The organism is Xenorhabdus siamensis (assembly GCF_037996745.1).
Lineage (GTDB): Bacteria > Pseudomonadota > Gammaproteobacteria > Enterobacterales > Enterobacteriaceae > Xenorhabdus > Xenorhabdus indica.
This window is the reverse complement of the sequence record NZ_JBBMXE010000004.1, coordinates 165,008-187,785: the sequence shown is the minus strand read 5'-3', so window position 1 is coordinate 187,785 and position 22,778 is coordinate 165,008. Positions and strand designations below refer to the sequence as shown.

Sequence of the window (22,778 nt, the reverse complement as noted above, 5' to 3'; positions counted from 1 at the left end):
TGGTGCAATAAATCAATGTGGAAAATGTGGCATACCGCAATCTGAAAAACCTCTCTGCGGCCAGCCAAACATAAACAGTACAATTATTAGTCTTTACTAACAGTTTTTCGTGTTTTGATAAGATGTTACTTGCTCCATAACCTTGATTCGCGTAAAACTGTTACCCAAAATTACCAATAATAACTCCATAACTCTCCTGATTATTATGTTTCAAAACAATCCGCTGCTTGCTCAGCTAAAACAGCAACTTCACGCTCAAACCTTGCGTGTAGAAGGTTTAGTCAAAGGAACTGAAAAAGGCTTCGGCTTTCTGGAAGTCGATGGTCAAAAAAGTTACTTTATTCCACCACCTCATATGAAAAAAGTGATGCACGGTGACCGCATCACAGCCGCTATTCACACTGACAAAGAAAAAGAGATCGCTGAACCAGAAACGCTGATTGAACCATTCCTGACCCGTTTTGTAGGAAGGGTCCAGAAAAAAGAAAACGATAACCGTCTATGGATTGTTCCTGATCACCCATTGTTAAAAGACGCTATCCCTTGCCGGCCGGCCAATACAGTGATCCATCATTTCGAAAATGGTGATTGGGCTGTCGCTGAAATGAAGCGTCATCCATTGAAAGGTGATCGTGGATTCCATGCAGAGGTAACAGGCTATATCACCCGTGGTGATGACCACTTCGCTCCCTGGTGGGTTACTCTGACACGTCATAATCTGGAACGTGAAGCACCCGCTATGACGGATTGCCAATTGGATGATAATTCTTTTGAACGTATTGATCTGACTTCTCTTGATTTTGTGACCATTGACAGTGCAACAACTCAAGATATGGACGATGCATTGCACATCGCCCGGAATAATGACGGAAGTTTAAAACTCTCCGTCGCCATCGCTGATCCAACGGCTTATATCAAAGCTGACAGTGAACTGGATAAAATCGCTTACCAGCGTAGTTTCACCAACTATCTGCCGGGTTTTAATATTCCTATGCTGCCCCGCGAACTATCTGATGATTTGTGTTCGCTGCGTCCAAATGCCCGACGCCCTGCTCTGGTTTGTCAGGTTTCCATTCTGGAAGATGGGCAACTAGGTGATGATCTTCAATTTTTCACAGCCTGGGTCGAATCGAAGTTCAAATTAGTTTATGACGAAGTTTCTGACTGGCTGGAAGGCCAGGATGGTTGGAAACCGGGTTCTGATGCTGTTGCTGAGCAAATCACACTGTTGAAAGAAATGTGCGAGCGCCGTAACAACTGGCGCCAACAGCACGCCCTTGTGTTCAAGGAAAGACCAGATTATCGGTTTATTCTTGATGAAGGGGGGAATGTGGCTGATATTGTTATCGAGCAGCGCCGCTCCGCCAATCGCATTGTTGAAGAAGCAATGATCGCGGCTAACTTGTGTGCGGCAAAAATCCTGCGCGATAAATTAGGTTTCGGTATTTATAACGTTCATACTGGATTTGAACCAGCACAAATTGAGCACGTTGTTGAAGTGCTCAAGGAACACAATATTGAAACCTGCCATGAAACTCTGTTGGGATTAGAAGGGTTTTGCGAATTGCGTCGCGAACTGGACAAACAACCGACGCAATTCCTCGATAGCCGTATTCGCCGTTTCCAGACTTTTGCGGAAATCAAAACAGAACCCGGCCCACATTTTGGACTCGGTTTTGATGCTTACGCAACCTGGACATCTCCTATCCGTAAGTACAGCGATATTATCAACCATCGTTTGCTGAAAGCGATTATTCAACAAACAGAAGCAGAAAAGCCAGCCGAAGAAATTTGCCTGCAATTATCCGAGCGTCGACGGGCAAATCGTATGGCTGAACGTGATGTAGGCGATTGGCTCTATGCCCGTTTTCTTGCCCCTCACGCTGGTACGGATCAAACTTTTTCCGCTGAAATTATTGATATCACTCGTGGTGGATTGCGTGTTCGCCTGGTTGACAATGGCGCAATTGCTTTTGTCCCAGGCCCATTCCTGCATGCTGTTCGTGATGAACTTCAATGCAGCCAAGAAACAGGTTCCGTATTAATTAAAGGCGAAACAGTTTATCGTCTGAATGACATTATCAATGTGCGTCTTGAAGAAGTCAGAATGGAAACCCGTAATATTGTGGCACGCCCTGTTAGTTAAACTTGTTAGTAAAACTTAGCAGAGAAATACCCAATAAAACGGGACTTCCAGAACAATAAACACACTGCCGCTATTATAAGCGGCATTTTTACAACAAATATTAAACAATTATTCAGATTTTCATATGAAACTTCTTACACTAAAATTCACGCGCATTACCGCAGCAATTTTACCTTTATTCAGTGCATTAATGACTTCACCTTCCCAGGCATCCCCTACTCAGCCTAATACGGCTCAACAAGAACAGATTATTAATCAACTTATCGCCTTAGAAAAAAGTGCTAATGGACATCTTGGTGTGTTCTTAATCAATACAGCAGACAATTCAACCATCGGTTATCGGGCAAACGAACGTTTTCCGTTGTGCAGTACCAGTAAATTTATGGCAGCCTCTGCGCTTTTGAAAAAAAGCGAAAAAGATGAAAACTTACTGAACCAGCGTATCAACTACAAACAATCCGATGTTGTTGAATATAGTCCGATTACCGAAAAACATATTGCAAGCGGTATGACATTAGCAGAGTTGAGCGCAGCAACTTTGCAATATAGTGATAATACAGCTATGAACTTGCTACTTGACCAATTAGATGGCCCGCGTGGTTTGACAAAATTTGCCCGTACTATCGGCGACAATAAATTCCGGTTAGATCGCAAAGAACCTGAATTGAACTTAGTCAAACCGGGTGATGAACGTGATACATCGACACCTCAAGCTATGGCGGAAAGTTTATACAAGTTGACCTTAGGTAATATGTTAGCAACCAATCAACGTGTGCAACTGGCAGAATGGCTAAAAGGAAATACAACGGGTGATGCCAGTATTCGTGCCGGAGTACCAAAAGATTGGGTTGTGGGAGATAAAACGGGTCTCTGTGACTACGGGTCAACCAATGATATTGCCGTGATCTGGCCGACGGAAAACAGAGCGCCATTAGTATTGGTCACTTATTTCACTCAACCTGGCGATAAAAACGCTAAAGCCCGTCGTGATGTACTGGCAGAAGCAGCCCACATACTGATTCAAACTAAATAAAGATCGACAATGCTACGCGGTTAATTTACGGCGTAGCTTGAGAAGATTTATGGAAATATATAACTGCCATGGATTAAATAACTTACTCACCAAATTACCGGTGGTATGTCATAGATTCGTTAGCACACAATTGTGCAGTGAACTTACCGTGAGCTGCAATTCTTGCTGACGATTTCGCCAATCTTCTTCACCTCCTCTCAAATAGGTCTCCCGCGCATCGGCTAAAACTGCGGCCTGTATGGCAGGAAGGCGAGCAGCCGCCCAATCGGCAGCAACATCCTTAGAGACAAACTCTCCAGTAACTAATGTTCGCCACATACGCGCCAGCGTTAGCAGAACATTACGTTCATCTCCCTGTAGCGTTTCAATTAAACTCGGCAAGACATCTTTAATAGCTCGACGTATGTCCGAACCCGGAATAGCGGGCAAAAGACTGCTCGCGTCCGGGCCGACCAGAGGTATCGCTTCCTGTCGTGATTGAGCCAACACCAAGGTCAATTCTGGATCACAAACAGACTTGGGAATTTCGCCCACCTCATATTCGCAACGTAGCCATTCACCGTAAATGAATTCGCATCGGGCTGGATAAAGCGATACAGCAAGATCGGAGCGCAAAAAACAATCAGTTCAACAGGACGACGTCCATCAGGATCAGAAGGATATCGGCCCGATATTATCATTAAATCGGCAGCAAGACATTCCCGAACCACAGACGTCATCGGCCGGTCAATGATTACGAGCAAATCTACATCGCTGCGAGGACGAAGACCGCCAGCCACAGCCGAACCATGAAGATAGACAGCTACCAGCGATTCCGCTAATTGCTTTTGAATGATCAACAACGCTTTATCTGCTTCGGAAGGAATAGGTACTAAGCAACTCATTTTTGAATATAGCCAGGATGATATTTCTAAGGATTTTATCTCCTCATGCGGCTTCGTCAACCCTATTTGACGTTGTTCGTGAAGGGAAAGATTGGCAGTCTTTCGCATGTGGTATATCAAACAAAGCTTAATTGAAGCTACAAACCGACCCTGCCCGCCCTAAACATTGACTGACAGAAACAGGGGTCGGTTATCGGTTCATGCCTGACCAGTTATTAACATTCTTCCCACAGTGAATAACGGGGCCTTACAGCATCAGGTAAAATATTCGCTCAAGAAACTCAAACAGCTTGCCCGGTTTCGTTATTTCTTACGAACAGGTAAACCTGTTCCACGCATTCCTTCTTGAGGTAAAACTAGTATGGCTGCCGACCATGCGGGCATTATTACTTCGCCATCCTCAGTGATCCGTATCCCTGCGGCCAAAGATGTCTTGCCCAATTCACGTTGAATATCATTTAACTTCAATCCCTTGACATTAAGATCTTTAACAGTCACAGACCAGGATGCAGCGTTAATAACGACAACCAAACCATCAAACCGCCAGTCAAGATCACGTGGAGTCATATTGCCATCATCAATCGTCATAACCACTAACCCCATTTGTTGATGAGGGCCAACATTAACAAAATCGACACGCTGTCTGACCGCAGCGCCATTACCAAGAGCCATCAATGGTGAAAACTGACGTAACTGCAATAACTCCTGATAAAACGCCATCATCTGTAGTAATTCAGTTTGGCCTGGTTTTTTCACCTGGTTTTTCACACGATTAATCAGTGGGTAATTCTTACCATCATCACTCTGTGATGGCAGCCCCACATCATAATTATTATCCTTATAATCATAACTAACACGGTTAAACCAATCGCCAGCGTTATAAGAATCACGGGTAAAGGATTTTGAACGCAACAATTCTGACCCATGTTGATCGAACGCCAGACCTTGCCCAAGGAATACTGTAGCAAGGGAAATCGCTTGCATACGAACCCGTGTCATCAAATCCGCTTCATAGGCAGCTTTATAACTAATAATGTCCCACAATGTTTGATTATCGTGTTTAGATACATAATTCAGTACTTCAAGCGGAGCTGATGCATAACCCGCAATAGCGCCCTTATAATCAATTTCGCTACCTGTTTTCACTGCTCCGTCTTTATCGATCATGACAAAATCAGCCAAATTACCAGCCATGCCAAGCCGAACCAGATCCCATAAATGACGAACGTTATCGGCATCTAACCTGGAAATTTCATTAGGCAATATTTCAGCACCATTACCGACCCCCTGATTACTGCGGATGCTGTCGGCAACATCAAATGGCCCTCCGCCACGCACCGCATCACGCAACCTGTCAGAGAAAGTACCAATGCCAGTTCCTTTAAGATTGATTTGAGAAGCTGTTTCGAATCGATCATCCTGCCCAGAATTCCATCCTTCGCCGAAAAAGTAGATCGATGGATTAATGACCCGCACTTTTTCTAACGCTGATATAATTTGTGCTTTAGGATGATAACCCATTAAATCGAACCGAAACGCGTCTATCTTATAATCTTTAACCCATGTCACCAGTGAATCTTCGATCAATTTGGCAAACATGCGATGCTCCGGCGCAGTATCAGAACAACAGGTATTATTCTCAACTTTGCCTGTTATTTCATCCAAACGGTGATAATACCAAGGTACAATCTTATCCAACACTGATGTTCTGGATGTCGGGCCTGCTGTATTGGTATGGTTGTAAGCAACATCCATGATCACGTTCATACCCAATTGCTGTTTGATGGCCTGCACCATGGCACGAAACTCTTTTATACGAACAGAACCTTCCGGCTCAGTAGCATAAGAGCCTTCTGGTACTGAATAGTGAAACGGATCGTAACCCCAGTTATAGGAATCCGTTTTTGCCACCATCGTATTCAATTCCTGCACTTGCGGATTATTGATATTGTCATCACGCCGCAACTGCTGCAAAACCTCCCGTACAGTTAATGAACTATGGCAAAATGCCGCAAAACGACTGTTCTTCACTGTGGGATTAATTTGACACAAACGGCTAAAAGGATGATCAAGATCAGCCACCTGATGGCTAAATTCATTGATGGAAGCAATATCAAACACCGGCAACAATTCTATATGAGTCATTCCCGCCTGACTCAACGCCTTAAGATGCTTGAACATATCGCTGTTATTGTCAGTCAGTGCCAGATATTTACCACGCCAGGCTACGGGCACCGTACTGTCTGAAACGGAAAGATCACGGATATGCGCTTCATAAATAGTCATACGTGCAATATCGGCTGGAGTATTTTGTGGATGTGGTGCCAACAGGTTATCCCAATTGTGAGGCTTTAACGCTTCATCATTCAAGTTGACGACCTGACTATATTCCGAATTAGTAGACAAGCTATAAGAGTAGGGATCAGTAACTTCATAGTGTTCTACATTGCGAGATTGCGGGTGATAGACCTGTAAGGCATAGCGATAATAAGCACCAATCCATTTCTTGTCACCTTGCCATGACCAGGAACCACTGGCAATATCACGTTGCATTACGTGATTAGCGATAACCTGTTTATTTTGCTCATAGATAATTAAACTTACCTTTTGTGCTGTAGGTGCCCACAACCTGAAAATCACACCTTTGTCATTGATCCTGGCGCCATATTCCAATTTATCAGCCGCATCGGCGAAACGATCGTCCAGTACCCCCGCTGTTTGTACTTGAGTTGCTGATATAAATAAACCTTGCTCATTGGCCGACAAAACCACCAAATCTCCGGTCAGGAGTCGATCAATATCCACATTTTCAGGCAAGCGGAAAGCTGGCCACTTTGCCAAATGTGGGAATTTTTTTGCTGTTTCCTGACTTAAAACGGTTGGTGTGAGTGTCAGATAATTATCAGTAAAATGCCCCTGATCATTGGCCTTTACCTTATTACTTTGGTTGTGATATAGGCGAACAACAGATTTACTTTCACCTCCTGACCATAATAACGTCTGTCTGTCAATCCAATGTGCAGAAGCTTGAGATATTTCTGGCACAGAATGAGAGGTGTTAGTACGACAACGATAGATTTGTTCACTACCTGATATTTGCTTCACACGATGTGCCATCAGTTTCTCCTGATTTTTGAACAAATAACACTTATTTTGTATGAAACTACTTTGTGCGCAGCTTGTAAGAAATAAAATTAATAGGCTATTCAATACAACAAGGTAAATCTTCCTCCAGAAGTTAGATTTCACAGTTAAACCTTTTCACTTAAACCTTTTTACTTAAAAGATAACATTAATCATTTATACCCTATTGGGTTTCAAGATGCAGCACGACAGCCAGGGAATAATCCCCAAGAGCATAGATAACGATGTGATTGGGGTGCGTGAGCCGTGTAATATTATCCCGGTGTCTAACTATCTTTTTTATCATACCACGTAACAGACACCGGATTAACATTATCCTTTTTTGTGAGTCAAGTTATTGTAAAAAACAAAGACTTCTTCAAGGATTTGAAATGCTTCGTTTACGGTTTTAATATCAATATTTAATGGAGGTAATAAGCGAAGAACAGTATCATTACGGCCACCAAGCTCGGTAATAAGTCCACGTTGCAATGCCAGTTTCTGCAATTCTTTAGCACCTTTTTCATCAGCGTCTTCGAGTTTAGGATCTAATATTTCCACCCCTAACATAAGGCCTTTCCCACGAATTTCACCAAGGAATGGAAATTTGATTTTCCATGCATTCAATTTCTCAATGATTATTGAAGACATCTCTTTTACATTACCCAGTATGTTTTCTTGTTTAATTATTTGAATAGTTTTTACTCCCGCACTAAAAGCAAGCTGATTTCCTCTAAATGTACCTATGTGATTTCCTGACAACCAATTTTTATATCTTTTTTTATAAAACATTAATGATGAAGGAAGCCCTATTCCGCTGGTTCCTTTTGATGTGACAAAAATATCAGGCTCTATATTATACTGTTCGAATGCATACCAAGTCCCGGTTCTACCACAACCTGTCTGAATTTCATCAATAATTAGAGGAATATTGAATTCTCTCGATAACTGATAAATTTTAGATACAAAAGATTTTTCGGCAACATAAAGACCACCTTCTCCTTGTACCAATTCAAGGATAATTGCTGCGATATTTCCAAGACCTGAGTTTGCATCTCTTAATGCAGATTCCAGAAACATACCAGCATCAAGTTGCTGTGAATTCATCACCCAACTGGTTTGAGAATGTGATTCTGAGCCAAAGGGGAAAAAATGTACGCCCGGCATCAAGCCCAAAAAATCTTTCTTCATTTGGCGATTGCCAGTGACTGCTAAAGCGCCAGTAGTACATCCGTGGTATCCGCCTCTAAAACTGATAATTTCCTGATGACCCGTTGATACTTTAGCTAATTTAATTGCAGCTTCTACTGCATCAGCTCCCGTAGGCCCACAAAAATGTAGCTTGTAAGAATCCCGCAGTTTTTCAGGTAACATACTAAAATGAGCTTCAGTAAATGATTCTTTTATTGGTGTAGGAAAGTCTAAACCAAGACTTAGCTTTTTCGCCTGTTTACATACCTCATCTACTAATTCTGGGTGCGAATGCCCCAATGGTAATGACCCTGCTCCCAATAAAAAATCGATAAATATGTTACCATCGACATCTTGCACGTAAGAACCACACGCTCTGTCTAAAGCTATTGGTAATCTTTTCGGATAAGATATCGCATCGGACTCCCATTGAGCTTGTTTTTGTAAAGCAATTTTTGATTTTGGTCCAGGAATCTCAGTTTTAATTATTGACTTTTCCATTATCCATTCTCTTTTTTAATTTAAACTTGAAATTGTTCATAGCTGTATTGATAATCTAAAGTTATTTTCAAAAAAACAAATAAATTATTTTTACAAATTTAAGCGTAAAATATATATGGTAAATTTTTAGTCATTGTTTTGTAAGCCATTTATTTAATCAACAAAAGAAATAGTTTTACACCAATGGATATAATATCAATAAATTTTAATTATATCCCTCATTTTCAATAATTTCATCACATAATTCCACCTACTCACCTTATCTATTTTATCTCTTGATTTGAGAATAAAAATATTAATAATAAGTTCATTAGAGATAATTTCTTACTTGAAACATCATTAATTACTCTCATAACAAATAATATATCAAATAATAATTATTATAAATTTATTATTGGTTTTTATTTATTCGGCATCTGAGCATAATGTGTAAAAAAATGTATCAATACTCAAATAAATACCAAGCTCAGTAACATGTTAAATATTTTTTATTAGTGCTCTCTGTCGGAGGAATAACAGTTCAAAATGAAAAAAGCCGGTATTTTCTCGCAACAGACTGGGGCAGTTTTTTGCTATTTTTTGAGTATTCCACAAACATTTTATCTAAGTGTAAAGGTCATTTCTAATTTAATATTTCAATTATTATATTTTTTAATATGCATATAAAAAAAGGGAGCTATATAAAGTGAATCACCCTGAAAATATGAAACTATTTTCCTTATCTGAAGCTCAGAATAGTCGTTGGTTTCAATATCAAATTAATCCAACCCAACGGGGAAAAAATAATAGTGCATTTTGTGCACGGGTTAAGGGTTTAACTGTTGAACGTTTAGAAACTGCAATCAATCATCTGATAAAACGACATCCTATGTTACGGTCTAGCTTTGGACTATACGATGGCAAGTTGGGATACCGTATTGCAGAGCATGTTGAAATACAGATCCAACAACATAATGCTAAATATCTCGACGAAAATACGCTGCAACAACGAATACGCAGTGATTGCTGGCATCCTTTCGATTTGGAGCACCCATTGCGGATTTATGCCAGTTGGTATCAATACCATCCCGAAGAAAGCATCATGGTACTCACTTTTGACCATCTGGCAGTTGATGGCTGGTCTTATTGGTTATTATTGGAAGAATTAGGCCGTGTCTTAGCCTCACAAACCTTAGAACCAATATCAGAGCATAGTTTTCAAGACTATGTTACATGGCAGCAGCGATGGCTGAACAGTAACAGTGCAAAAAAACAACAAAATTTCTGGCGTAATCATTTGGCTGGTCATCTGAATACACTACAGTGGCCAAACATAAAATGGTCAACAGAAAATGTCTCTCTTAAAAATACACCAACACCATTAACCGATAAAATCACAATTTCTCGCCTGATTCCAGATATATTGGCGAATAAACTCCGCACTATGGCTTCTGAATATGGCAACAGTCTGTTTGCTATTTTTCTGGCTGCATACCAAATCTTATTGAATCGCTACACAGAACAGAACGATATTATTATAGGCTCAATGATGCCGGGGCGAAGCCGTGCACATTGGGGAAAATTGGTCGGTGAATTTGTTAATCCAGTCGCATTACGTGGTCAAATTGACGGTGATATGAACGTTCGTGAGCATATTCTCCAAGCTCAGAAAAGCCTCCGTCAGGCCATTGAGAATCAAAAATATCCCTTTGCTAAAGTACTGGAGCAACTCAAGTTACAACGCCATGCAGAAACTCATCCCGTTTTCCAGACTTTGATGACTTTTCAACAACCTCGATATATTGGTGACTTATTATTGCTATGGATGGACGAAGATAATCGTACGACAGTACATTGGGGAGGTGCAGAATTACAGCCTTTTTCCTATCCCCTTTATGCTGATACTCCCGTCCCTTTGATGCTTAATATATTAGAGGTCAACACACAAATTCGGTGTTATTTCCATTACGATCCCCAGTTGTTCGATACTGAGTTAATCCATCAACTCATGAAAAATTTCTTCGTTTTGCTTACTGCAATGGCTGATAACGAACAACAAAAAATTGACCATTTGCCACTGATGAATGAGCAAGAACGTCAACAAATTCTCTGTAATTTCAATACAACAAATAAAGCCTTTCCTCAACAAACTTTGATTCACCAACTGGTAGAACAGCAAGTCACCCGCACGCCAAACGCAATTGCCCTAATTTATGATAACCATAAATTAAGTTATGCTGAATTAAACCGACAAGCCAATCAATTAGCCCATGCTTTGGTTAAATTTGGTGTTTGCCCAGATGACCGTATCGCCATTTGCATGGAACGCAGTGCGGATATGGTGGTTGGTTTGCTAGGAATACTCAAAGCAGGTGCCGCCTATGTACCTCTCGATCCTGAATATCCGACAGATCGTCTGAATCACATATTATCAGATAGTAATCCAATACTCGTATTGACTCATCAAAATCTGAAAAGACATTTACCAGAAACAAATATTCCTGTATGGCGATGGGGAAGTGAAGAATTTCAAACAAAAATGACTGTGCAGGAGGAAAATAATTTATCAGTTACCGAATTAGGCCTGACATCCCGCCACTTAGCCTATGTACTCTACACTTCTGGTTCAACTGGTCTGCCCAAAGGGGTTATGAATGAGCATCGTGGCGTTGTAAACCGTCTGCTATGGGCTAAAGACGAATACCAATTGAATCAACATGATCGTGTATTGCAAAAAACGCCGTTCAGTTTCGATGTTTCAGTATGGGAATTTTTCCTGCCTCTGCTCTCTGGCGCTCAGTTAGTCATAGCACGCCCTAATGGCCATAAAGACCCCGTCTATTTGCTGGAAGAAATTGAACTCCGTGGTATTACAACTATTCACTTTGTTCCTTCCATGCTGCACAGTTTCATTCATCATATTCCAGCAAAGCGTTGCCCTTCTTTGCGTCAAATTTTATGCAGTGGAGAAGCACTGCCATACTCTCTGCAACAGAAATGCTTATCTCATTTACCTCACAGTGAGCTGCATAATTTATATGGCCCAACTGAAGCCGCTATCGATGTCACCTCCTGGCGTTGTGGATCAGACAAATATTCCGCTTCAGTGCCAATTGGTTACCCTATTGCCAATACGAAAATCTATATTCTTGATAAATATGAGCAACCTGTACCCATCGGCATTACGGGAGAAATCTATATCGGTGGTATTGGCGTTGCCCGTGGCTATTTAAATCGTCCAGAGTTGACAACAGAACGTTTTATTCCTGATCCATTTAGCAACAACAAAGATGCAAGAATGTATAAGACAGGAGATTTAGGGCGATGGTTGCCTGATGGAAGTATCGATTATCTGGGGCGTAATGATTTTCAGGTCAAGATACGAGGAAACCGGATTGAATTAGGCGAAATTGAAACCTGCCTGACTCAATGTGCTGGTGTTCAACGTGCCATTGTTGTCGTGCATGAATACGACGCTACAGATAAACGATTAATTGCTTACCTTATACCTGAATCAGATATCACCTTGAGCATTCCCAAGCTGCGGGAACAACTGAGCATTAATCTGCCTGATTATATGATCCCCAGTGCATTTGTCACACTGGATGCTTTTCCATTGACCCTGAATGGTAAGTTGGATCGCCGAGCACTGCCAGTCCCCGATCATTCAGCAGTAATCACACAAGAATATGTCGCGCCACAAGGTGAAATTGAAGAACAATTAGCCAATATTTGGCAAATATTACTGAAAATTAAACGCATAGGACGCCATGACAATTTCTTCGAACTTGGCGGGAATTCACTATTAGTCCTACAGCAACAATCAAGAATATGGGAAATATTTGGTGTAGAGCTTTCTGTTCAGCAACTGTTTTCGCACCCCACCCTCAGCCAACTTAAAGAGTGTATTGTCGATGCTCAATTACTGCAATTTGACGCTGAATTACTAAAAAGTATTTACAAATCCATGAATTAAACATCAACCTTAAATGGTACTTAAGTATGAATAATAATGAATTAAATTCTTTACCATTAGCGGAACGTGAAAAATTACTTGAATCAGCTAAAGCAGCGAAGCTAACTCGTCAATATACACAGAGAACATCAATTACTGTACAACCTCGTGAGGGTGATATTCCATTATCTTGGGCACAACAACGCCTTTGGTTTTTAACTCAACTCGATCTTGCGGCACAAACAGCCTACCATATGTCAACAGGGCTTCACCTACAGGGCCTCCTGAATCAAAATGCGCTTAAGGCTGCGTTGGATAGGATTGTGGCTCGCCATGAAATCCTGCGAACAACTTTTGTGTCGATTGAAGGTACTGCCCGGCAAGTTATCGCAGATGCCAACGGTGGTTTTGCTTTAACGACTGAAGATATCAGTCACTTACCTGAGTCAGAAAAACAAACTACGGTAGAAAAGTGCGCCCGATACGAGGCCATCACTCCTTTTGATTTTACCCAAGGGCCGTTGTTCAGAGGGCATTTGCTTCGTTTAGCAGAAGATGAGCACATCCTACTGTTAACACAGCACCATATTATCTCGGATGGCTGGTCAGTTAATGTATTGATATATGAGCTATCCACCCTTTATCACGCTTTCTGCCAGGAGCTCGTTGATCCATTACCTGAATTACCGCTCCAGTATATTGATTACACCCTTTGGCAACATCAGTGGTTGCAAGGGAACGTTCTGGAAAATTTATTGAATTACTGGCGCAATGAATTGCAAGGTGCGCCAATACTGCTGGAGTTACCTACAGACAAACCACGCCCGATAAAACAGAGTTATACGGGCAACCGCGTTAATGTCGCCTTTTCACCCACCTTAAGCTCTGCATTAAAAGTACTTAGTCAACGCCACGGTACGACCTTATTTATGACCCTACTGGCAGGATGGTCGGTATTGCTTTCTCGCATCAGTGGTCAGCACGATCTCGTGATTGGCACTCCCGTTGCCAATCGACAACAACACGAACTAGAGCCATTAATCGGTTTCTTCGTGAATACGTTAGCGTTACGTATTCAATTAAGCGACAACCCCAGTGTCAGTGAATTATTGAACCGGGTAAAACATAAGGCTTTGAGCGCTTATGCACATCAAGATTTACCATTCGAACAGTTGGTAGAAGTGTTAAAACCGCCACGTAATCTAAGCCATAGCCCTATCTTTCAGGTCATGCTGGCTTTGGACAATACGCCAGGGCAGCAAAGTTTCGAACTATCTGGGTTACACGTGAAAGAACTGTCACGTATCAGAAATAGCACCTACTTCGATCTAACTTTATCTCTAAATGATACAGATCAAGGTTTAGTCGGTGATTTGGAATATTCCAGCGATATCTTTGAACACGCCAGTATTGAACGCATGGTCGGTCACCTACAGACTTTATTAGAAGCGATGATCGCTGATGACAGCCAGCAAATAGAAACTCTCCCGTTACTGACGCCACCGCAACGCGCTCAACTACTGACTAATTTTAATCTCTCTGCGCAAGACTATCAGCAGGATAGGCTTATTCATCAATTAATTGAGCAGCAGGCAGCATCCAGACCAGATGCCATTGCTCTGATCGGGGAAGAGGGCCAATTCAGTTACGCCGAATTAAACCAACATGCCAATCAACTGGCACATGCCATCAGAGCAGCGGGAGTATGTCCAGATGAGCGGATAGCTATTTGTGTCGAGCGCAGTCTGGAAATGATCATCGGTCTGTTGGGAATTTTGAAGGCGGGAGCCAGCTATGTTCCGCTCGATCCAGAACATCCTACAGAGCGGTTAGTCTATATGTTGTCAGACAGCCAGCCAGCACTCATTCTAACCCAACGTCACCTTAGCACGCGATTATCCAGTATCGACCTGCCAATTTGGATACTGGACAGCACAGAACATCAAACTAATATCGCCAGCCAACCCCAAGACAATATTTCAATCACTCAGTCAGGGCTCACACCCTCGAATCTGGCGTATGTACTGTATACTTCCGGCTCCACAGGATTACCTAAGGGAGTCATGATTGAGCACCGAAACGTAGTACACTTAATTCATGCTCATATACAAATGACAAAATTGACGCAATATGACCGTGTACTGCAATTTGCTTCATTTGGGTTTGATAATTCAGTCGCGGAAATATTTCCAACCCTTGCCGTTGGCGCTACATTGATCTTACGTCCGGCTCACATCAAAGTGCCGGATGCAGAATTTATCTCCTTTCTGCAAGAAAATAATATCACCGTTGTCGATTTACCCACTGCCTTCTGGCATTTATGGGCTCAAGAAATCAGCAACGGTTATAGTTGTCCTCCCAAACAATTACGTTCTGTCGCCGCCGGAGGCGAAAAGGCAGAATCTCGTCATCTGAAAGCCTGGTTATCCAGTCCAGGGACACAAAGGTGCCGTTGGATTAATACCTATGGCCCGACAGAAACCACCGTCAACGCAACCTCAAGTGTGTTTGATATAGATAACCCCTGTCCTTTTGAAGATATCCCCATTGGCCGCCCCATTACCAATACCCGCATCTATATTCTGGATAAACAGGGTCAACCCGTTCCTGTCGGTGTCACCGGAGAAATATATATCGGTGGGGATGGTGTTGCTCGTGGCTATCTGAATCGGCCTGATCTGACATCTGAGCGGTTTCTTTACGATCCATTCAGCAATAGGCCGGAAGCACGCATGTATCGCACAGGTGACTTAGGCCGTTGGCTGCCGGATGGTAATATCCATTATCTGGGGCGTAATGACTTTCAGGTCAAAATCCGGGGATTCCGTATTGAACTGGGTGAAATTGAAACTCAATTAGCTGCTTGCATGGGAGTTAAAGATGCCATCGTTATCGCAAGGGAGGATGATAATGGGGATAAACGGTTAGTTGCTTATTTAATCCCCCAACCCAATGCTATTCTCAATGTTGCCAATCTACGTGAACAACTCAGCAATAACCTCGCCAGCTATATGATCCCCAGTGCATTCGTTACACTGGAAGCCTTCCCACTAAATCAGAGCGGTAAAGTAGACCGGGCAGCCCTGCCCACCCCTGATCGCTCTGCCAGTGTTAATCATGAATACGCCGCACCACAGGGAGAAATTGAACAACAACTGGCAGAAATTTGGCAAAACTTATTGGGCCTAGAGCAAGTCGGACGCCATGACAATTTTTTTGAGTTAGGTGGGCATTCTTTATTGACGGTACAGGTAGCATCTCGCTTACGTCAGACTCTGAATATTAATGTCACGCTACAAGATCTATTTCTTCAACCAACATTAGCCGACTTAGCACAAACTTTGGTCATAGAAACTCGGTCAATTCAACCCGATATCGTACCTGTCAGCCGCCAAGAGCCATTACCACTCTCCTGGGCGCAGCAGCGCTTATGGTTTTTAGCGCAACTCGACCCCGCGGCCCAAACCGCCTATCACGTATCAGGAGGTTTACATCTGCATGGCGTCTTGGATCTACCCGCCCTCAAAGCAGCATTAGACCGCATGGTTGCCCGGCACGAAATCCTGCGCACTACTTTCCGGCTGGTCGACGGGCAGACCCGGCAAATTATCGGTCACCCGGACAGCGGGTTTGCCCTGACGGTACACGATTTCAGCCAGTTACCAGCCACCGACCGGCACGCGGCTGTCGAGGCCACCGCTGACTGGGAAGCCACCCACCCTTTCGATTTTAGTCACGGCCCCCTGATACGTGCGCAATTACTGAAACTCTCCGATCATCAGCACCGCCTGCTGTTAACCCAGCACCATATTATTACGGACGGCTGGTCCCTGAATATTCTGCTGCATGAACTGGCCACGCTTTACCAAGCCTTTACGCGGGGGCAGCCCGATCCACTGCCGCCGCTGCCCGTGCAGTATGCCGATTATGCGCTGTGGCAGCGGCAATGGTTACAGGGGGCGGTACTGGAAACGCAACTGACCTTTTGGCGTCAGGCGTTACACGGTACTCCGGCGTTACTGGCCTTACCCACGGATCACGCCCGGCCCGCCGTGCAAAGCTACCAGGGCGATCAGATCCCCTTTACTTTATCCCCGCACCTCGTGGCCGCCTTAAAAGCCTTAAGCCAGCGACACGGCACAACCCTGTTTATGACCCTACTGACTGGCTGGGGGATTTTACTGGCCCGGTTAAGCGGCCAGCCAGATATTGTGATTGGCACGCCCGTGGCAAACCGGCAGCACAGTGCGTTAGAGCCGTTAATCGGTTTCTTTGTCAATACCCTGGCCTTAAGGGTCACGATGGACGATAACCCCAGTGTGCAGGCCTTACTGGCCCAGGTAAAAGCCCATACGATAGCAGCATATGCCCATCAAGATCTGCCGTTTGAACAACTGGTCGAAGCCTTACAACCCCCGCGCAGCCTGAGCCACAGCCCGATTTTTCAGGTGATGTTTGCCCTGGATAACACCCCCAAACATCAGCGGTTCGACTTACCCGGCTTAACCCTGACCAAGGTGCCCGCCGCCCGCAACCAGGCCCAGTTTGACCTGACGTTATCCCTGAACGAAACCGCCGAGGGGATCTCAGGGGATCTGGAATACGCCACCGACCTGTTCGAGCGGGCCACCATTGCCCGCCTCAGCGGCTATCTGACCCAGGTATTAACGGCAATGGCCGCCGATGACAGCCAACCCGTGGGCGCCCTCCCGCTGCTGACCCCGGTACAGCGCCGCCAATTACTGGTCCAATTTAACGCCACCGCTCGGGCTTATCCGCGGGAAACGCTTATCCACCAGTTGATTGAACAGCAGGCTGCTGCCACTCCCGCAGCTCCGGCCCTGGTGAGCGAAGCAGGCCAGCTCAGTTATGCCGACTTAAACCAACACGCCAATCAACTGGCCCATGCCATCCGGGCCGAGGGCGTCCGCCCGGATGACCGCATTGCCCTGTGTGTCGAACGCAGCCTGGAGATGATCATCGGGATGCTGGCTATCTTAAAGGCCGGTGCCAGTTACGTGCCGCTCGATCCCGACTACCCCACTGACCGGCTAATCTATATGCTGACAGACAGCCAGCCGCTCCTGATCCTGACCCAACGTCACCTGAGCACGCGCCTGGCCAGTACTGGCCTGCCCATTTGGGCACTGGACAGTGCAGATCACCACACTCATATCGCCCGCCAACCGCAAACCAACCTTTCCCTCACAGGATCCGGCCTTACGCCCGCCAATCTGGCGTATGTGCTGTATACCTCCGGCTCCACCGGCCAGCCGAAAGGGGTGATGGTTGAACACCGGCAGGTGGTGAATTTTATTCAAGCGCAAATCCAGCTCACCGCCCTGACCCCGCATGACCGGGTGCTGCAGTTCGCTTCCTTCGGGTTTGATAATTCCGTGGCAGAAATCTTCCCCACCCTGACGGTGGGTGCCACTCTGGTCTTACGCCCAGCCCGCCTTAAAGTGCCGGATACCGACTTTATCGCCTTTCTGCACGCCCATCATATCACGGTGGTCGATTTGCCCACCGCGTTCTGGCATCTCTGGGCCCAGGAAGTCCGGGCAGGGCGCAGCGAGCCGCCGCCCGCCCTGCGTTCCGTGGCGGCCAGCGGCGAAAAAGCGGAAGTGCGCCACCTGCACGCCTGGTTAACCAGCCCGGCGACCCAAGCCTGCCGCTGGATTAATATTTACGGCCCGACCGAAACCACCGTCAATGCCACCGCCTGCCCGTATGAGCCCGGCCAGCCCCTGCCCGCGGACGATATTCCCATCGGCCAGCCGATGGCCAATACTACCGTCTATATCCTCGACCCCCAGGGGCAACCCGTGCCTGTCGGCGTCACCGGCGAGCTCTATATCGGCGGCGAGGGGGTGGCTCGCGGCTACCTAAACCGCCCTGACCTGACCGCTGAACGCTTTCTCCCCGATCCCTTCCGCCCGGTGCCGGGGGCCCGCATGTACCGCACCGGGGATTTGGGCCACTGGCGGCCGGAGGGCACGGTCCATTATCTGGGGCGCAATGATTTTCAGGTCAAACTCCGCGGATTCCGCATTGAACTGGGGGAAATTGAAACGCACCTGGTGGCGTGTCCCGGAGTGAAGGACGCCCTGGTTATCGTGCGGGAAGACGAGCACGGGGATAAACGGCTGGTTGCGTATTTAGTCCCCGATGCCCCCGGCCCGCTGGATGTGGCCCGTCTGCGTGACCAGCTCAGCAATAACCTCGCCAGCTATATGATCCCCGGTGCCTTTGTGACCCTGGCCGCCTTCCCGCTTAACCCGAGCGGCAAAATCGACCGCCAGGCGTTACCGGCCCCGGACCGGGCCACCCGTATCAGCCGGGCCTATGCCGCTCCGCAGGGCGAGGCCGAGCAGCAACTGGCCTCAGTTTGGCAAGCCCTGCTCCAGTTGGCCCAGGTCAGCCGCCACGATAATTTCTTTGAACTGGGCGGGCATTCGTTGCTGGTGGTCACGCTGATAGAGCAACTGCGCCAGCATCACTGGACCCTGCCGGTCAGCGCTGTGTTCGCCGCCCCAACTCTGGCCGCCATGGCCCGGCAACTGACCCAAGCCCCGGCGGACAGCCCCATACCCGGCCCGCCCGCCAACCTGATCCCGCCGGACTGCCCGGCTATCACCCCGGCGATGTTACCGCTGGTATCACTGACCCCGGCTCAGATTGACGCGGTGGTCGCCCAGGTCGCTGGCGGCGCGCGCAATGTGCAAGATATATATCCCCTCGGTCCCCTGCAGGAAGGGATTTTATTCCATTATTTGCTGGACACCGACGGCGACACCTACCTGGACCGCCAGTTTATCCGCTTTGACAGCCGGGCCCGGCTGTCGCAGTTCTTACAGGCCCTGCAACAGGTAATTGACCGCCATGACATTTTGCGCAGTGCGGTCCACTGGCAGGGCTTGCCCGAACCTGTGCAAGTGGTATGCCGCCAGGCCGCCCTGCCCCAGACCGAAGCGGTGCTGGCGACCGGGGAAGCGGCTGAACACCAGTTACGCCGCCTGACTGACACCCGTCTGGATATCACCCGGGCCCCGTTACTGTCCGCCACCTTCGCGCAAGAGCCCGGCAGTGCACACTGGCTTCTGGCCCTGCAACACCATCACCTGGTGTGTGATCACCTGTCCCTGGAAATTATCTTCAATGAGATGCAGGCCCTGCTCGCCGGCCAGGGTGACACGCTGCCCCCGTCACTGCCTTACCGGCACTTTATTGCCCAAATCCGGGCGGTGCCGGCTGAAACCCACCAGGCTTACTTCCAACAACTGTTGGGGGATGTGACAGCGCCCACCCTGCCGTTCGGCCTGACCGATATCCAACACCGCCCGGCCGATATCGTCGAAGCCGTTATGCCGCTGGATAACGCGCTCAGCCAGCAGATAACCACGTGTGCCCGCCAGCAAGGAGTCAGCGCTGCGGTCCTGTTCCATGTCGCCTGGGCCCAGGTGCTGGCCCTGTGCAGCGGACAGGATGATATCGTGTTCGGCACGGTGTTACTCGGGCGCCTGCAGGGCGGGGCCGGGACAGCCCAGGTATTCGGTATGCTGATCAATACCCTGCCAGTCCGTATTCGGCTACAGGATGACACGGTACAACAGGCGGTGCAGGCCACCCACCAACAGCTCAGTGCCCTGCTGGAGCACGAACAAACGCCACTGGCCCTGGCGCAACGGTGCAGCGGCATTCCGGCCCCCCTGCCCCTTTTCAGCAGCTTACTCAATTTCCGCCACAGCCAGCGGACCCCTGAGTCAGCGGCCTCACCGGCCTGGGCCGGGATCCAGATCCTCGACGGTGAAGAATACAGCAACTACCCGTTATCGCTGGACGTAGATGCCTTTGAGGACGGGTTTGCGTTAACTGCCCAGTGCCCGCAGCCCCTGAATCCGGCCCGCATTAACCAGTATATGATGTCGGCGTTAAGCCAACTGGTGAGCGCCCTGCACACGGCCCCGGCCCGCGCTATCCGATCTCCGGCTATCTTACCGGATGAGGAACGCCACCAGTTACTGGTGGCCTTTAATCCGGCAACGGTCACCGCCCCGCCGGCCAGCCTGCTTCATCAGGCTGTTGAACAGCAGGCGGCCCGCACGCCAGCAGCCACTGCCCTCATCTGGGGCGACACGTCATTCAGTTACGCAGCCCTTAACCGGCGCGCCAATCAGCTAGCCCATGCCCTGATAGCCGCCGGCGTGCGGCCCGATGACCGGGTGGCGATTTACGCCGAGCGCAGTGCCGCCCTGATTATCGGCTTACTGGGGATCCTTAAAGCGGGGGCCGGTTATGTACCGCTGGCTACCGACCACCCGCGCGAACGCCTGACGTATCTATTGTCAGACAGTGCACCAGTCTTGCTGCTGACGCAAACCCATTTACAGCCGCACCTGCCTGACACTCCAGTTCCCATCTGGTGCCTGGAGGATACCCGCCAGCAGGCCATCCTGGAGACATATGCGACTGACAACCCGCAACCCGCCCGGCTGGGATTGCAACCGCATCATCTGGCGTACGTGATTTACACCTCCGGCTCGACCGGGTTACCAAAAGGGGTGATGATTGAACACCGTAATGTGACAAGTTTTGTCGCGGCGCAGTTGCAGGCCAACCCCCTCACCGCCACCGACCGGGTATTGCAATTTACCGCAGTGGCATTTGATACTGCGGTGTCGGAAATCTTCCCGACCTTCGCCGCCGGAGCCACCTTAGTTCTGCGGCCCGACGCCCTGCAAGTTCCTGACAGCACATTCAGCGCATTTTTGCACGCGCAGAAAATCACCGTCCTGGATGTACCGGCCGCGTTCTGGCACTTGTGGGTACAAGAGCTGGCCGCCGGCCGTTGCCCGTTCAGCCCTGCTTTACACACGGTGACGGTGGGCGGCGAAAAAGTGGAAGCCCGCCACTTACAGACCTGGCAGGCTTTACCTGAGACACAGCCGTGCCGCTGGCTTAATGCCTATGGGCCCACAGAAACCACCGTCACGGCCACCATCTGGGAAGGGGATAAGGCCGGGCAAGACCCGCAGATGTGGCCACACACGGCTGCCGTTCCGATTGGCCGTCCCCTGTCCAACAGCAAAATCTATATCCTGGATGCGCACGGCCAGCCAGTGCCTGTCGGTGTCACGGGGGAACTTTATGTGGGGGGCGCGGGGGTCGCCCGCGGTTATCTGAACCGCCCTGATCTGACTGCCGAACGATTTATCCGTGATCCGTTCAGTGCCCAGCCGGGAGCTCGCATGTACCGCACCGGGGATCTGGGGCACTGGCGGCCGGACGGCCATATCCACTATCTGGGGCGCAATGATTTTCAGGTGAAGATCCGCGGATTCCGCATTGAACTGGGGGAAATCGAAACGCGGCTGGCCGCCTGCCCTGGAGTTAAAGAGGCGGTAGTGATTGCACGTGAAAATACAACAGATGATCAATATCTAGTTGCTTATCTGGTACCACAAGCCAATATTTCTTTAGATCCCAATGAACTGCGTGAACAACTCAGCCGTCACTTGATGGAGTACATGCTTCCTCAAGCTTATATGATATTGGACACTTTGCCGCTCACCGCAAATGGAAAGCTGGACCGTCGAGCACTGCCTGCGCCAGATCGCTCCTCTATTGCTGTTCATGCATATGAAATTCCTCAAGGCGAAAATGAGCAACAAATTGCCACAATTTGGCAGGACTTATTAAGGTTAGACCAAGCCGGACGCCATGATGATTTCTTTGTATTAGGAGGAAACTCGCTTTCTATCATGCAACTATCCAGACGCCTGCGTAACTCATTTCATCTTGATATATCGGTTGCAGATATCTTCCGTCATTCAACTCTCTCTCAACTTGCTGAACTTATTTCATCAATACAACAAGATATCAGTTCCATACAACAAGAACTGGATGATCTGTCTGAAGATGAGTTGCTTGCCATGTTACGTGAAGATTAATAGTGAACAAAATGGA

At 47.2% G+C, this 22,778-nt stretch carries 8 protein-coding genes; 4 read left to right on the top strand and 4 right to left on the bottom strand.

Annotation, left to right across the window (positions count from 1 at the left end; genetic code table 11):
• Positions 1–205 precede the first annotated feature (205 nt).
• Positions 206–2,146 (top strand): exoribonuclease II, encoded by a 1,941-nt coding sequence (locus AAC852_RS03910; protein WP_340619906.1) that lies wholly within the window; start codon positions 206–208, stop codon positions 2,144–2,146.
• 190 nt (positions 2,147–2,336) lie between these two features.
• Complete coding sequence (gene bla, locus AAC852_RS03905; protein ID WP_369793171.1) at positions 2,337–3,179, top strand: class A beta-lactamase; 843 nt, start codon at positions 2,337–2,339, stop codon at positions 3,177–3,179.
• 108 nt (positions 3,180–3,287) lie between these two features.
• Here bla and AAC852_RS03900 read toward each other — a convergent pair whose 3' ends face one another.
• From AAC852_RS03900 to AAC852_RS03885, 4 genes are all read right to left on the bottom strand, one after another.
• Entirely contained in the window at positions 3,288–3,713 is a 426-nt protein-coding gene (locus AAC852_RS03900; RefSeq protein ID WP_340619905.1) for a DUF4111 domain-containing protein, read from the bottom strand.
• Positions 3,674–4,063: a nucleotidyltransferase domain-containing protein gene (locus AAC852_RS03895; RefSeq protein WP_340619904.1), complete on the bottom strand. Its 390-nt coding sequence runs from the start codon at positions 4,061–4,063 to the stop codon at positions 3,674–3,676. The genes AAC852_RS03900 and AAC852_RS03895 overlap by 40 nt, the downstream gene beginning before the upstream one ends.
• A 303-nt stretch (positions 4,064–4,366) precedes the next feature.
• Positions 4,367–7,180, bottom strand: a complete 2,814-nt coding sequence (gene pulA, locus AAC852_RS03890) for a pullulanase-type alpha-1,6-glucosidase (protein WP_340619903.1) — start codon at positions 7,178–7,180, stop codon at positions 4,367–4,369.
• Positions 7,181–7,519: 339 nt separating this feature from the next.
• Positions 7,520–8,878, bottom strand: coding sequence for an aspartate aminotransferase family protein (locus tag AAC852_RS03885; protein WP_340619902.1), 1,359 nt, complete (start codon positions 8,876–8,878; stop codon positions 7,520–7,522).
• A gap of 685 nt (positions 8,879–9,563) precedes the next feature.
• Between AAC852_RS03885 and AAC852_RS03880 the strand changes: the two genes are divergently transcribed.
• Positions 9,564–12,833, top strand: coding sequence for a non-ribosomal peptide synthetase (locus AAC852_RS03880; protein WP_340619901.1), 3,270 nt, complete (start codon positions 9,564–9,566; stop codon positions 12,831–12,833).
• Positions 12,834–12,859: 26 nt separating this feature from the next.
• The gene (locus tag AAC852_RS03875; protein ID WP_340619900.1) at positions 12,860–22,762 is read left to right on the top strand and encodes a non-ribosomal peptide synthetase; all 9,903 of its coding nucleotides are present in this window, start codon (positions 12,860–12,862) and stop codon (positions 22,760–22,762) included.
• Positions 22,763–22,778: the final 16 nt, after the last annotated feature.

Excerpts from the sequence above, each read along its gene's own strand:
- AAC852_RS03910 (WP_340619906.1), top strand. The coding sequence starts at position 206 with ATGTTTCAAAACAATCCGCTGCTTGCTCAGCTAAAACAGCAACTTCAC.
- bla (WP_369793171.1), top strand. The coding sequence starts at position 2,337 with ATGACTTCACCTTCCCAGGCATCCCCTACTCAGCCTAATACGGCTCAA.
- AAC852_RS03895 (WP_340619904.1), bottom strand. The coding sequence starts at position 4,063 with ATGAGTTGCTTAGTACCTATTCCTTCCGAAGCAGATAAAGCGTTGTTG.
- pulA (WP_340619903.1), bottom strand. The coding sequence starts at position 7,180 with ATGGCACATCGTGTGAAGCAAATATCAGGTAGTGAACAAATCTATCGT.
- AAC852_RS03885 (WP_340619902.1), bottom strand. The coding sequence starts at position 8,878 with ATGGAAAAGTCAATAATTAAAACTGAGATTCCTGGACCAAAATCAAAA.
- AAC852_RS03875 (WP_340619900.1), top strand. The coding sequence starts at position 12,860 with ATGAATAATAATGAATTAAATTCTTTACCATTAGCGGAACGTGAAAAA.